General features: G+C 61.4%; 15 protein-coding genes. All 15 read left to right on the top strand.

Going from position 1 to position 12,528, the window contains the following annotated elements; genetic code table 11:
- Positions 1-82: 82 nt before the first annotated feature.
- The 15 genes from HY921_10815 (at position 83) to HY921_10745 (ending at position 12,426) form a co-directional block, all read left to right on the top strand.
- On the top strand, positions 83-970 hold the full coding sequence (locus tag HY921_10815) for a M48 family metallopeptidase (GenBank protein MBI5631360.1): 888 nt from the start codon (positions 83-85) through the stop codon (positions 968-970).
- 91 nt (positions 971-1,061) lie between these two features.
- Positions 1,062-1,814 (top strand): Fe-S cluster assembly ATPase SufC, encoded by a 753-nt coding sequence (gene sufC / locus HY921_10810; GenBank protein ID MBI5631359.1) that lies wholly within the window; start codon positions 1,062-1,064, stop codon positions 1,812-1,814.
- A complete protein-coding gene (gene sufB, locus HY921_10805; GenBank protein ID MBI5631358.1) occupies positions 1,811-3,220 on the top strand; it encodes a Fe-S cluster assembly protein SufB in 1,410 nt (469 codons plus the stop codon). Before sufC ends, sufB begins: the two co-directional genes overlap by 4 nt.
- Positions 3,217-4,401 carry a Fe-S cluster assembly protein SufD gene (gene sufD / locus HY921_10800; GenBank protein MBI5631357.1) on the top strand — a complete coding sequence of 395 codons (1,185 nt, stop codon included), beginning with the start codon at positions 3,217-3,219 and terminating at the stop codon, positions 4,399-4,401. The genes sufB and sufD overlap by 4 nt, the downstream gene beginning before the upstream one ends.
- A gap of 2 nt (positions 4,402-4,403) precedes the next feature.
- Positions 4,404-4,712, top strand: coding sequence for a non-heme iron oxygenase ferredoxin subunit (locus HY921_10795; protein MBI5631356.1), 309 nt, complete (start codon positions 4,404-4,406; stop codon positions 4,710-4,712).
- A complete protein-coding gene (locus tag HY921_10790; protein ID MBI5631355.1) occupies positions 4,712-5,941 on the top strand; it encodes a cysteine desulfurase in 1,230 nt (409 codons plus the stop codon). Before HY921_10795 ends, HY921_10790 begins: the two co-directional genes overlap by 1 nt.
- A gap of 3 nt (positions 5,942-5,944) precedes the next feature.
- Complete coding sequence (locus HY921_10785; GenBank protein ID MBI5631354.1) at positions 5,945-6,421, top strand: SUF system NifU family Fe-S cluster assembly protein; 477 nt, start codon at positions 5,945-5,947, stop codon at positions 6,419-6,421.
- Between the two features lie 3 nt (positions 6,422-6,424).
- Positions 6,425-6,748, top strand: coding sequence for a metal-sulfur cluster assembly factor (locus HY921_10780; GenBank protein MBI5631353.1), 324 nt, complete (start codon positions 6,425-6,427; stop codon positions 6,746-6,748).
- 3 nt (positions 6,749-6,751) lie between these two features.
- The gene (locus HY921_10775) at positions 6,752-7,237 is read left to right on the top strand and encodes an Rrf2 family transcriptional regulator (GenBank protein ID MBI5631352.1); all 486 of its coding nucleotides are present in this window, start codon (positions 6,752-6,754) and stop codon (positions 7,235-7,237) included.
- A complete protein-coding gene (locus tag HY921_10770; GenBank protein MBI5631351.1) occupies positions 7,224-7,457 on the top strand; it encodes a NifU family protein in 234 nt (77 codons plus the stop codon). Before HY921_10775 ends, HY921_10770 begins: the two co-directional genes overlap by 14 nt.
- The gene (locus HY921_10765) at positions 7,343-8,272 is read left to right on the top strand and encodes a PHP domain-containing protein (protein MBI5631350.1); all 930 of its coding nucleotides are present in this window, start codon (positions 7,343-7,345) and stop codon (positions 8,270-8,272) included. The genes HY921_10770 and HY921_10765 overlap by 115 nt, the downstream gene beginning before the upstream one ends.
- Positions 8,263-8,967: a glycerophosphodiester phosphodiesterase gene (locus HY921_10760; GenBank protein MBI5631349.1), complete on the top strand. Its 705-nt coding sequence runs from the start codon at positions 8,263-8,265 to the stop codon at positions 8,965-8,967. Before HY921_10765 ends, HY921_10760 begins: the two co-directional genes overlap by 10 nt.
- 11 nt (positions 8,968-8,978) lie before the next feature.
- A complete protein-coding gene (gene nadA / locus HY921_10755) occupies positions 8,979-10,028 on the top strand; it encodes a quinolinate synthase NadA (protein MBI5631348.1) in 1,050 nt (349 codons plus the stop codon).
- Complete coding sequence (locus HY921_10750) at positions 10,028-11,200, top strand: FIST C-terminal domain-containing protein (protein MBI5631347.1); 1,173 nt, start codon at positions 10,028-10,030, stop codon at positions 11,198-11,200. The genes nadA and HY921_10750 overlap by 1 nt, the downstream gene beginning before the upstream one ends.
- Before the next feature lie 113 nt (positions 11,201-11,313).
- Entirely contained in the window at positions 11,314-12,426 is a 1,113-nt protein-coding gene (locus tag HY921_10745) for an AAA family ATPase (protein ID MBI5631346.1), read from the top strand.
- The last annotated feature ends 102 nt before the right edge of the window (positions 12,427-12,528 follow it).

The raw sequence follows: 12,528 nt of genomic DNA, 5'->3' as shown, positions 1-12,528 counted from the left end.
TTTCCTGCTAGGTCTTTCGGTCCACGCCTGTTTAGGACTTCAGGCCCTCGCGCCCCGGAGTGCCGGAGCCTATCATTATTGCATGGCGAGAATAAGAGGCGTTTTGGCCGCGATCGTGCTCGTCCTAGGGGTGGGGCCCGGACGCGCCCAGGACATGGATATCAGCGTGGAGGCGACCGTGCCCATCACGGGACGCAAACAGCGGCTGCCCATGTCACAGAGCGTGTTCGACGCTATTATGGGCCCGCGCGTTCAGGGCATCATCTCCTCCTGCCGGCCGAGCGGGAGCCAAAAATTGTTCCAGCTGACCGGGAAGGCGGGCTTGAGGATTTTGTTGGCCGCCGGGGAGGACCCTCGCCTGTGGACGACGTATCTCGTGGAGAGCTGCGAGGGCAGGGGCGCCCCGAACGTTATGACGTATCCGGGTCGGCAAATCGTCATATTCGAGGGTATTCTGCCCATCGCCCAGGACGAGTCTGGCATGGCCGCGATCCTGGCCCATGAGGTGAGCCATGTGTTGGCTCATCATCCTCTCGAGAAGGCTGGGGCGGAGCTGCGGAAGATAGAGCTAAGCCAATACGCCCCAGCGCTCATGACTGTGGCCTCGGGAGGCAACCCGTTGAATTATCCCACCATGGATGCCCTCTATTCTAGTCTCTTCGCCATGTCCGTGTCGCTTCCTTTGTCCCGAGCCCAGGAACTCGAGGCCGACTTTATGAGCCTGACTTTGCTGGAACGCGCGGGTTACGATCCGATGGCGGCGCCGAGGGCGCTGAAGAGAGCCTCCCGTTTTGTGAAAGATCCCACTGACAAAAACCCCTTGTCCAGCTACGCATACGACCATCCTTCCACCCGGGAACGCATAGAAAGGCTGGAATCCGCCATCAGGACTAGAAGGAGCTTCAGTCAGTTGACGGACAAGCTCCGCAAAGCCATTCAGGACTCGGGCCTCCTTCCGCGAAGTCGGTAGAGGCGCCTCGACGCCGTTAACTTGACTAAAATAGTCAACAATGTTATACTCCTAGTTGTCGGCTTATTCCTTAGTAAAACATAGGAGAATTATGGCCCCTTTGCTGGAAGTGCGGGATTTGCACGCCGAGATCAAGGGAAAGCCCATTTTAAAGGGGGTTTCCTTGAAGCTCGAGAAAGGAGAGGTGCACGCCTTGATGGGCCCCAACGGCTCGGGCAAGAGCACCTTGTCCCATGTGATCATGGGCCACCCCAAGTACGAGGTCAAGAGCGGGCAAATTCTTTACCAAAGCGAAGACATCGCCGGGCTTGCTCCCTATGAGAGGGCCCGCAAGGGTATTTTCCTAGGCTTTCAATACCCGCATGCTCTCCCCGGTGTAACTGTGGCTAACTTCATCCGCACCGCCATGAAGTCCGTGCTGGGCTCCGAGCAAGGGATCCGGGAGTTCCGCAAGACTTTGCGCGAGAAGATGTCTCTCCTCGAGATGGATGAGAAGTTCGCCACCCGTTATGTCAATGATGGATTTTCGGGCGGCGAGAAGAAGCGCCTCGAGATCCTACAGATGGCGTGCCTGGCCCCCGCCTTGGCCGTGCTCGACGAGACGGATTCCGGGCTCGACATAGACGCCTTGAGGATAGTGGCCAACGGCATCAACAAGTCTTCCGGCCCGCAGAACGCCATTCTCTTGGTAACCCACTACCAGCGCATCCTGCGGTACGTCAAGCCCCATTTCGTCCATGTATTCATGGAAGGACGCATCGTTCAGTCCGGAGGGCCGGAGCTCGCCGAGGAGCTCGAGAAGAAGGGCTATGAGTGGCTCCAGGGCAAGGCGGCGCTTTCATGAGAAAGGACAACCTCAACGACATAAAATCCGACTACAAATACGGCTTTCACGACGAGGAGAAGCTGCTGTTTAAGTCCGAGCAGGGCTTGAGCGAGAAAACCGTCCAGCAGATATCCTGGATGAAGAAGGAGCCGGAGTGGATGCTGGAGAAGCGCATGGAGGGCTACCGCTTTTTCATGGGCAAGCCCATGCCCAACTGGGGAGACACCGCTTTCCTGAGCCAGATCCGCTTCGACGACATCTACTACTATTTGAAGCCCACCGAGAAGGCCGAGACCAGCTGGGAAATGGTCCCGGAGAACATCAAAAATACCTTCGAGAAGCTGGGCATTCCCGAGGCCGAGCGCAAGTTCCTGGCAGGGGTCACGGCCCAATACGACTCCGAGGCCGTCTACCACCGTATCAACGAGGAGCTTCAAAAGCAGGGAGTGATCTTTCTCGATATGGACGCCGGCCTGCGCGAGTTCCCCGACGTCATCAAGCGCTATTTTGGCACCGTGATCCCGGCCTCGGACAACAAATTCGCGGCCTTGAACACCGCGGTCTGGTCCGGCGGGTCTTTCGTCTACGTCCCCAAGGGGGCGCAGGTGACCATGCCTCTCCAGGCTTACTTCCGCATCAACGCCAAGAACGCGGGACAGTTCGAGAGGACCCTCATCATCGCCGAGGAGGGCTCCAAGGTTCACTACATCGAGGGCTGCACGGCTCCCAACTACGCCTCGGATTCCCTGCACTCGGCGGTGGTGGAGCTCGTGGCCATGCCCGGCTCCCACATCCGCTACACGACCATTCAGAACTGGTCCAACAACGTCTTCAACCTCGTGACCAAGCGCGCCGTGGCCCAGCAGGACTCCATCGTGGAGTGGGTGGACGGCAACCTCGGCTCCAAGCTCACCATGAAATACCCGGGCGTGTACCTGGTGGGCAAGGGGGCGCGGGGCGACATCCTTTCCTGCGCCATGGCCGGCGCCGGCCAGCACCAGGACGCGGGGGCCAAGCTCGTGTTCGCCGCCCCCTACACCTCCGGGACCATCGTCTCCAAGTCCATCTCCAAGGACGGGGGCCGGGCCAGCTACCGGGGCCTGGTCAAGGTCCATCCCCAAGCCCACGACGTAAAGGTCAACGTGCGCTGCGACGCCCTCCTCTTGGACGATAAGTCCCGCTCCGACACCTACCCTACCATGGAAATCGACAGCCAACGCGTGGCCGTGGAGCACGAGGCCTCGGTCTCCAAGATCGGCGAGGAGCAGCTTTTCTATCTGATGAGCCGGGGGCTCAAGGAAACCGAGGCCGTGACCTTGGTGGTCAACGGATTTTTCGAGCAGTTCACGCGCGAGCTTCCCCTCGAGTACGCAGTGGAGCTTAACCGCCTGATCCAGCTGGAGATGGAGGGTTCCGTCGGATGAGCTCCCAAGCCCCCGCGCAGGATTCGATCCTTTCGGCCAAGCTCGAGGCCTTCGAGGCGTTCCTCAAGGAGCCGGAGCCCGCCAGGACCGTGGAGGAATGGCGGCGCACTCGTTTTTCCGAGTGGAGCCTGGCCCGCTTGAAGGCGCCCATGCCGGACGGCGCGGGCCTGACTTTGGAGGCACGGAACTCGTCCCAAGGCGTCTCAATGCTTCCCCTCGAGGAAGCTTTAAGAGACGAGCGCTTCGGGGCGCTGGCGCGCCGGGGGCTTGACGTCCAAGCGTCGCCGGCTTACCGCAAATTCGAGCTCGCCAGCCGCGCCCTGTGGAGCCGGGGGGCCTTCGTGCACGTGGCCAAGGGCGTCCAGGTCGCCCAGCCCCTGCATCTCTGCTTCTCATATGGGAGGGGATTCGCCTTCCCGCGCGTGGTCGCGGTTCTCGAGGAGGGCAGCTCGGCCACGATCATAGAGGAACACCGTGCCGCGGGAGCGGCACAGTCCTCGGGCTCCTCGATTGCCTTCTCCCATTTAGCCCTCGGCCCCGGGGCCGAGGCCCGATACTTCTACCTGCAGGACGTGGGCGCCGATGACGTTCATTTCTGGAGCCAGCGCTGCGAGCTCAAGAGCCAGGCGAGCCTCCAGCACGGCTCGATTTTATTGGGCGGCCGCGTCCACAAGAGCCGTCTGGAGGTCGATCTCCAAGAGGCCGGAGCCAGGACGGAGCTCAACGGCGCCATCCTGGGATCCAAGGAACAGGTTTTCGATTTTCATTCCTCGCAAAGGCATGCCGCCCCGAACACGCAGAGCAACCTCCTTTTCGACTCGGTGCTCATGGGCCGGGCGCGCTCGATCTACACGGGTCTCATTCGCGTGGAGGAAGGCGCGGTCGAGTGCGACGCCTACCAGGCCAACCACAATCTCCTGCTCTCCTCCGAGGCCCGGGCCGACACCACGCCGCTCTTGGAGATCCTGACCGACGCGGTGCGCTGCAAGCACGGGGCCACGGCGGGGCCTCTGAACGCGGATGACCTGTTCTACATGGCTTCCCGCGGGCTTTCCGTCGAGGAGGCCGAGCAGATGCTGGTGATGGGCTTTTTCGCCCCGGTTTTGGCCAAAATCCCGAGTCCCGAGATCGGCGCGCGCCTGGAGTCGCGCATGGCCCAGAGGCTTTTGAGGAAGGAGTAGCCATGGGATTTGCGAAAGTCGCGAGCGTTTCTGATATCCCAGCCGGGAGCATGCGCGTCGTGGAGGCCGGGCGGCTGCGCATCGCCCTCTGCAACGTGGAGGGCCGTTTCTACGCGGTCGAGGACGTATGCACCCACGACGACGGGCCCTTGGGCGAGGGAACTTTGCGCGGCTGCGAGGTGGAATGCCCGCGGCATGGGGCGCGCTTTGACGTCAGGACCGGGGCGGTCACGCGCATGCCGGCCGTGGTTCCCGTGAGGACATTTCCCGTGCGGGTGGAAGGGGAGGATATACTGGTGGAGGCGGGCTGATGAAGGATCTGCGCAAGGATTTTCCCATTCTCTCGCGCCTGGTGCGCGGCAAGCCCCTGGTGTATTTCGACAACGCGGCCACCACCCAAAAGCCGCGACAGGTGCTCGAGGCCCTAATCGGCTTTTACGAGAATCACAACGCCAACATCCACCGCGGCGTGCATACCCTCTCCGACGAGGCGACCCAGCTCGTCGAGGAGTCCCGGACCAAGGCCGCTTCCTTTATAAGGGCTCCCAAGCCATCCCAAGTCATTTTCACGCGCAACGCCACCGAAGCCATCAACCTGGTCGCGCACTCCTGGGGCCGGAAATTCCTAGCCGCCCAGGACGAGATACTCCTGACCGAGATGGAGCACCATTCCAACCTCGTGCCCTGGCAGATGCTGGCCCAGGAGAAAGGGGTGCGCCTGCGCTTCATCCCGGTCACCGCCGAGGGGACCTTGGATATGGACACCGCTTCGCGTCTGGTGAGCCCCAAGACCAAGCTCGTCGCCTTCACGGCCGCCTCCAACGCCTTGGGCACGTTGAACCCGGTCGAGAGGCTGATTTCACTCGCCAAGCAGGCCGGGGCCAAGACTTTAGTGGACGCCTCTCAGTGGACTCCCCATCTTCCCACGGACGTGAGCCGCTGGGACTGCGATTTCCTCGCTTTTTCCGCGCACAAGATGCTGGGCCCGACCGGAATCGGCGTGCTCTACGGCAGGGAGGAGCTCCTCGATGCCATGCCGCCCTTTCTCGGAGGCGGGGACATGATCCAGCGGGTATTCCTCGAGCGCTTCACCCCCAACGTCCTGCCCCATAAGTTCGAGGCAGGGACCCCGAACATCGCCGATGCCGTCGCCTTCGGAGCGGCCTTGGACTATTTGAGCGCGGTCGGGCTCATGGCGGTTCGCGAGCATGAAAAAGCCCTCACTCGCCGGGCCCTCGAGATTTTCAGAGCGGAGCCCGAGGTCGCTGTCTACGGCCCCGCCGATGTCGAGGCGAGGGGCGGGGTCGTTTCCTTCAACATCGAGGGACTCCACCCCCATGACGTCGGAACCTCCTTCGATTTGGACGGCATCGCCATCCGGGCCGGGCACCACTGCTGCCAGCCTCTCATGATGCGCTTGAAGGTCGCAGGCACGGCGCGCGCCAGTTTCTACCTTTATAATACGCTCGCGGAAGTGGAGAAGCTGGGCCCGGCCTTGCGCAAGACCCGGGAATTCTTTAAAAAGACGACGGCGGTATAGACCATGGCCGAGGGAGACGCGGAGCTGCAGGACCTTTACCGGGACGTGCTCCTGGATTACTTCCGGAGCGCCTCCCGCAAGGGCAAGGTGGAGCCGGCGGACTGCCATTCCCACGGGATCAATCCGGTCTGCGGCGACGAGGTCGAGATCACGCTGCGCTTGGGCCCGCAAGGGAGCATTCAGGCTATCCGCTACCAGGGCCACGGCTGCGTGATCAGCCAGGCCTCCTCGGCCATGATGGCGGAGGCCCTGGAAGGGAGTAGTCTCTCCAGGGCTAGGGAGTTGGTGGGAATTTTTAAGGAGATGATGCTCTCCGGGTCGGAGCGGAAGCTCCTCCCGACAGAGCTCGAAGCCCTGGCGGCGTTGGAAGGCGTTCGAAAATATCCCATGAGGGTCAAATGCGCCACTTTGGCTTGGAACACCTTGCTTCAAGGCCTTTCGAGCCCGGCTGCGGCCGGCGAATTCCAGGAGGTGGAATAGGACATGCCTTCGATTTCCTTCAAGCAGATCGGCGAGGCCCTCCAGCCCGTCAACGACCCCGAGATCCACATAAGCGTGGTCGATTTGGGGCTCATCTACGGCGCCCAGGTGAGCGAGTCGGAGAAGGGCGGGGCCTCGGTCAAGGTGGTCATGAGCCTGACATCTCCCGCCTGCCCCTACGGCCCCATGCTGATGGCCTCGGTGCACGGCGCCTTGGCCAAAATTCCCGGTGTGCGCGACGTGGACGTGGACTTGAGCTTCAATCCCAATTGGGATCCCCGAGTGATGGCGAGCGAGGAAGCCAAGGACCACCTTGGAATTTATTAAAATATGAGAATTACGAGCTCGGTGGAGTACGCGGCAAGGCTCATGGTGAGCCTTGCCCGCGTCCATGGGCAGACCCCGCTCTCGGCCGAGAAGCTCTCGGAGGCTGAGAACATACCGGTCGGCTACATCAACCAGCTCTTCCTGAGGCTCAAGCGCGCGGGTCTGGTGCGGAGCCAGCGGGGCCTCAGGGGCGGCTACTTCCTGGCCCAGCCGCCGTCGGAGGTCACCTTGGGGCAGGTGGCGCGGGCGGTGGAGGGTCCGATTTTCGAGAGCGTCTGCGACAAGTATGACCACGGCCAGAAGGATTGCCACCGCCAGACTCACTGCGGGATATCCCCGGTGTGGCGCCGCTTGGGCAGCCTCATCGAGGACTATTTCGACGGCATCACCTTGGCCCAGATTTTGGAGGAGAAGTCTCCTTGCGATGGGGTGGAATTGATGCTGGGCGGCGTCTCCGGCCGGTCGGAGGGAGCGCATGGCAACGGTTAAGGAAAGGGTGGAGAAGGTCATCGAGAAAATCCGGCCTTACATCCAGTCGGACGGGGGAGACATCTCCTTGGTCGAGGTTCACGAAGACACGGGAATAGTGGAGGTATCCCTGCATGGGGCCTGCGGGTCCTGCCCCAGCGCCATGATGACCCTCAAGGGCGGGGTCGAGCGCATGGTGCGGCAGGAAGTTCCCGAGATCAAGGAAGTCGTCGCCATCTGAAGCGCCTCGATCTCCACGCCCACTCCCGCTACTCGGACGGGACATTAAGCCCCGCGGAGCTTGTCGCCAAGGCCAAGGCTTCCTCCCTCGAGGTATTCTTTCTGACCGACCACGACAGCGTCTCGGGCTTTCCAGAGGCCCTTGCGGCGGGGCGTGCCATTGGCTTGAATATACGCTGCGGCATCGAGATCAACACGCGGCTGGCGGACCGAGTCCACATCCTGGGCTACGGCCTGAACTGGCGGGACCCCGGGTTTGTCCGGCGCTTGGAGGAGTTCCGCTCGCGCCGGGAGTTCAGGGCCCGGCGGATCGTGGAGGCTCTCCAGAAGCAGGGCGTGCCCCTGTCCTTCGAGGATGTCCGGGCCGCGTCCCGCGAGACCTTGGGGCGGCCTCACGTGGCAGACGCCTTGATCCGCAAGGGCTGGGTGAAGAGCCGGCAAGAGGCCTTTAATCGTTTTTTGGCTCAAGGCCGCCCGGGCTATGTCGAATCCATGGGGCCGAGCCCCGAGGAGGCCATCTCGCTCATCCGGGAGGCAGGGGGCTTCGCGAGCTTGGCGCACCCTAAGACGGTCGGGGATTTAGAGAGCCTGGAGGGCTGGATGAAGCAGGGGCTGGAGGGGATAGAGGCGTATTACGCGCTGCACTCGCCAAGCGAGACCGCGCGCTACGCGGCCTTGGCCGAGAGCCGCGGGCTTCTGGCGACCGGAGGATCGGATTTTCACGGCCCCGGGAGCGGGCGCAATCGCGCCCTCGGGGTGGCGGTGCCGGACCGGGTCTTTGACCGATTCATGGAGAGGCTTTCGCGGTGCGCCTGATAGCCCACCGCGGCGCGAGCGCCCACGCCCCCGAGAACACCATGGCGGCTTTCGCTTTGGCCCTCGAGATGGGGGCCCGCTCCATCGAGCTCGACGCGCACCAGACCCGGGACGGGGAGCTCGTGGTGATCCATGACGAGGATTTGAGGCGCGTGGCGGGCCTGCGCGCCCGGGTGGGGGCCGTTCCCTGGGAGGAGCTCTCCCTGGTGGACGTGGGCTCTTGGTTTGCCCCGCGCTTTGCCGCCGAGCGCGTGCCGCGCCTGGAGGACGTCTTGGACTTGACTCAAGGCAAGGCCGAGCTCCATTTGGAGATCAAGAGCGGCTCGCGCTTGTATCCGGGCATAGAGAAGCGCGTCGTTGATTTGATCGGCAGGCGCCGGGCGCATGGCTGGATCGTGGTTTCGAGCTTCGATCATAAGGCCCTCTACGAGGTGCGGGGACTTGATCCGGGCGTCCGCATCGGGTATTTGCTGGGGGCCACTGTCATGAAGAGGGCCTTCGCCCAGGCTGGAGAGCTCGGGGCCGAGAGCCTGCACATGAATTTGAGGCAGGTGGGGGTCCGCGGCCTGCGCGAGTGCCATAAGAGGAATCTTGACGTTCTGGTGTACACGGTCAACAAGCAGAAGGACGCCGACCGCCTCAAGGAGCTTGGGGTGGACGGCATATTCAGCAATTTCCCGGAGATCAAGGTTTAATGTCGACTATAATGACGGCGGCCCCGGAGCCGACCCGGGAGGAACTCGACCAAGAGATGGACCGCCTGGCCGCCAAAGGCCTGGGCGATCTCGGCTACTCGGACGCGGAGCTCGGGCGCTGCGCCCGGCTCACCTGGAAAATCAACTCCTTGAAGGCTTCCCAGAAGGCTGTGATTGCGGCGCACGTCTATCAAAGGGCGGAAATCATCCACGGAATCGCGGATTTCGTGGGAGACTCCTACAAGCTCGCCAAGCTGTGCTCACAGGCCCAGGCCGAGAGGATCGTCTTCTGCGGCGTGCGTTTCATGGCCGAGACCGCGAAGATCCTCAATCCCGAGAAGGAGGTTCTTCTCCCCGCCCTGGAGGCGGGCTGCTCCCTTTCGGAGAGCATCGAGGCCGCGGACGTGCGCAGGCTCAAGACCGAGCATCCGGGAGCTCCGGTCGCGTCCTATATCAACACCTCGGCCGCGGTCAAGGCCGAGTCGGACGTCATCGTGACCAGCGCCAACGCGGTCCAGATATTGGGAAAACTCTACGACCAGTACCGCAAGGTCATTTTCCTGCCGGACGAGATGATGGGCCGCAACCTCGCCAAGGCCCTGGGCAAGGAGCTGGGAAGCGAGATGGTGATCTGGCGGGGGCGATGCATCGTGCACGAGAACTTCGACGCGGCATCCGTCGCGCTCTACCGCAGAATGTACCCGGGGGTCCAAATATTGGCCCATTCGGAGTGCAGCCCGGGCCTGGTGTCCGTGGTCGACTTCGTCGGGGGCACGGGCGACATGATGTCCCGTGTCGAGAAGACCAAGGCCCCCGCCTACATGCTCATCACGGAGTGCGGGCTCGGGGATTTGGCCCGCACGCGCTTCCCCGATAAAAAATTCGTGCCCATGTGCCGGCTCTGCCCGTACATGAAAGCGACCGACCTCGAGCATGTGCTTCGAGTCATGGAAAAACCCTCGGCAGGCCACCGCATCAACGTGCCGTCCAAGATCCGGGAGAGGGCCCGGCGCCCCATCGAGCGGATGTTCGAGCTCTCCGAGGACAGGGCCAAAAGCTGATGGCCCGGAAAGAATTTGCCTGCGCTCTTTCCACGGACAAGGACTGGGGAAAAGCCGTCGCAGCGGCCTGCGAGAAGGTCCGCCAGGACTTGAGGGGCGGATGCGACCTCGCCCTCCTGTTCGTGGCCGAGCTCTATCCCGCCGTGGCGCCCTCGGCTTTGCCAAAAATGGTCCAGGACTCCCTGGGAGCCTCGATCCTGCTCGGCTGCAACGGCGTCGGCGTTATCGCGGGAAGCCGTGAGGTGGAGAAATCCCCTGGAGTGTCCTTGATGGGCATGAGGCTCCCCGGGGCCAAGCTGACCCCTTTCTATCTTTCGGCCGAGCCGAGTCAAGCCGTGGAGAAGCCCTCGGAGCTCTTCGAACTTCTGGATCTCTATCCCACCGACAAGCCTAAGTTCCTGGCCCTGGCCGACCCCATGAGCTGCGATATTGAGAACCTGGTTCAGGTTTTCAACGAGGCCTACCCCAAGGCTCCGGTGATCGGGGGACTTTCCTCGGGCCCGGCCTTGGGAAAACCGAGCTGGCTTCTGCTTAATTCGGAGTTTTACACCAGCGGCTGCGTGGGAGTGGCTCTTTCCGGCGAGGTGCGCTTTGCGACCGCCGTGGCCCAGGGCTGCCGCCCGATCGGCACGCCGCTCACCATCACCAAGGCCGAGGGGCGCATCCTCTACGAGTTGGGGGGGCGTCCGCCCTTCGACATCGCGCGCGAACTCCTGCAGTCCGTCCCCTCCCAGGATCGGGACGTGGCCGCGCATTCCCTTTTCGCAGGACTTCTGATGGACGAGCGCCGCTCTCGCTTCAGGAGGGGCGACTTCTTGATCCGCAACCTGGGGGGATTCGATCCCAAGAGCGGAGCCATGATGATAGGATCGGCTCTGCGCGTCGGGCAGACTTTCCAGTTCCAACTGCGCGATGCCGAGGCCTCTGAGAGGGAGCTGCGCGCCATTCTCGAGGGTTTGCCCGGGCGAGAGGGCGCGCGGGGAGCATTTCTTGTCAACTGCGCGGGCCGCGGCCAGGGGCTTTACAAGAAACCCGACCACGACGTCGGCCTCGTGCAGGCCTTGAAAGGGCCGATCCCCTTGGCGGGGTTTTTCGCCGGGGGCGAGATCGGGCCGGTGGGCGACAAGAATTATGTCCATGGCTACACCTCGAGCCTGGCCATCATTTCCTAAGGGGTCGCGTCATAATAATAGGAGCCATTTGCCAGGGCGATAGCGGTTTCTAATTATAGGTAAGTTATCTAACTAAATTATAAACTTAGTATAATTAGATAACTTAGATATAAATGGATCCTCTTCAAAATCCTTTTTCTCCCGGAGCTGGAAATCCTCCACCTGAACTGGCGGGCCGCGATGAACTGCTCACGCTTGCGCAGGTTATGTTGGGTAGAGTCAAGGCCGGCCGTTATGAACAAAGCTTGATGCTTGTGGGGTTGCGCGGTGTGGGTAAAACGGTCCTGCTCAATCGTATTCGAGACTTGGCTGAATCTCAAAAGTACGGCGTTGTTCTGGTTGAGACTACAGAGAGCCGGTCTCTTCCGGAACTCCTCATCCCTGCCCTTCGTGGAGTGTTGATCCAATTTGACAAGATGGAGGGCGTCAGCAGTAAGGTCAAAATGGGACTTCGCGTTCTACGAAGCTTTATTGGATCAGTGAGGGTTATGGTTGGCGATATTGAGATGGGGCTCAGTATGGATCCGGAGAAGGGAAAGGCGGATTCCGGCGACTTTGAGACCGATTTGTCGGAGCTATTCGTTGCATTGGGGGAAGCGGCGAAGGAGCGGAGAACTGCGATTGCAATCATTATCGATGAAATTCAATATTTGAGTGAATCTGAAATGAGCGCGCTTATTATGGCAATTCATCGCGTGTCGCAAAGGCAACTGCCTCTCGTTCTCGTTGCCGCTGGTCTTCCGCAGCTCGTTGGTCTAGCCGGGAGATCCAAGTCTTACGCAGAGCGTCTGTTTCAATACCCTGCAATCGGACCTTTGACTGCGTCCGACGCAATGGCGGCTGTGCTAGATCCTGTTAAGAAGGGAGGGGTGGCTTTTACGGAGGATGCTCTCAAAGAGATCATGAGCCAGACCAAGGGTTATCCATATTTCCTTCAAGAATGGGGATATCAAGCCTGGAATCTGGCCGCGAAGTCTCCCATCGATAAAGCCGTCGTGTTGCGTGCCACGGTCGCGGCTATCAAGAAGCTTGATGAAAGTTTTTTTAGAGTACGCTTCGATCGTTTGACTCCGCGTGAGAAGGACTATCTTCGCGCATTAGCTGAATTGGGACCAGGAGCTCATCGATCTGGCGATGTTGCGGATCTTCTTGGTGTTAAAGTTCAGTCGATCGCTCCTCTCCGATCGGGGCCGTGCCCCGATGTCCGGGGAAATTGCGTAGCGTAACCTAATTGGTGAGGGATTCATTCTAACTTTTTAGGCCGCGACTAGTTGCCTCACCTCCGCTTGCTCTTCGGTTCCAATCGCGGCCAGCGCAGGAACATTGCT

It is taken from the genome of Elusimicrobiota bacterium, assembly GCA_016218575.1.
GTDB lineage: Bacteria > Elusimicrobiota > Elusimicrobia > UBA1565 > UBA9628 > JACRDN01.
This window is presented reverse-complemented; position numbering and strand designations above follow the sequence as displayed.

Excerpts from the sequence above, each read along its gene's own strand:
- HY921_10815 (MBI5631360.1), top strand. The coding sequence starts at position 83 with ATGGCGAGAATAAGAGGCGTTTTGGCCGCGATCGTGCTCGTCCTAGGG.
- sufC (MBI5631359.1), top strand. The coding sequence starts at position 1,062 with ATGGCCCCTTTGCTGGAAGTGCGGGATTTGCACGCCGAGATCAAGGGA.
- sufB (MBI5631358.1), top strand. The coding sequence starts at position 1,811 with ATGAGAAAGGACAACCTCAACGACATAAAATCCGACTACAAATACGGC.
- sufD (MBI5631357.1), top strand. The coding sequence starts at position 3,217 with ATGAGCTCCCAAGCCCCCGCGCAGGATTCGATCCTTTCGGCCAAGCTC.
- HY921_10795 (MBI5631356.1), top strand. The coding sequence starts at position 4,404 with ATGGGATTTGCGAAAGTCGCGAGCGTTTCTGATATCCCAGCCGGGAGC.
- HY921_10790 (MBI5631355.1), top strand. The coding sequence starts at position 4,712 with ATGAAGGATCTGCGCAAGGATTTTCCCATTCTCTCGCGCCTGGTGCGC.
- HY921_10785 (MBI5631354.1), top strand. The coding sequence starts at position 5,945 with ATGGCCGAGGGAGACGCGGAGCTGCAGGACCTTTACCGGGACGTGCTC.
- HY921_10780 (MBI5631353.1), top strand. The coding sequence starts at position 6,425 with ATGCCTTCGATTTCCTTCAAGCAGATCGGCGAGGCCCTCCAGCCCGTC.
- HY921_10775 (MBI5631352.1), top strand. The coding sequence starts at position 6,752 with ATGAGAATTACGAGCTCGGTGGAGTACGCGGCAAGGCTCATGGTGAGC.
- HY921_10770 (MBI5631351.1), top strand. The coding sequence starts at position 7,224 with ATGGCAACGGTTAAGGAAAGGGTGGAGAAGGTCATCGAGAAAATCCGG.
- nadA (MBI5631348.1), top strand. The coding sequence starts at position 8,979 with ATGACGGCGGCCCCGGAGCCGACCCGGGAGGAACTCGACCAAGAGATG.
- HY921_10750 (MBI5631347.1), top strand. The coding sequence starts at position 10,028 with ATGGCCCGGAAAGAATTTGCCTGCGCTCTTTCCACGGACAAGGACTGG.
- HY921_10745 (MBI5631346.1), top strand. The coding sequence starts at position 11,314 with ATGGATCCTCTTCAAAATCCTTTTTCTCCCGGAGCTGGAAATCCTCCA.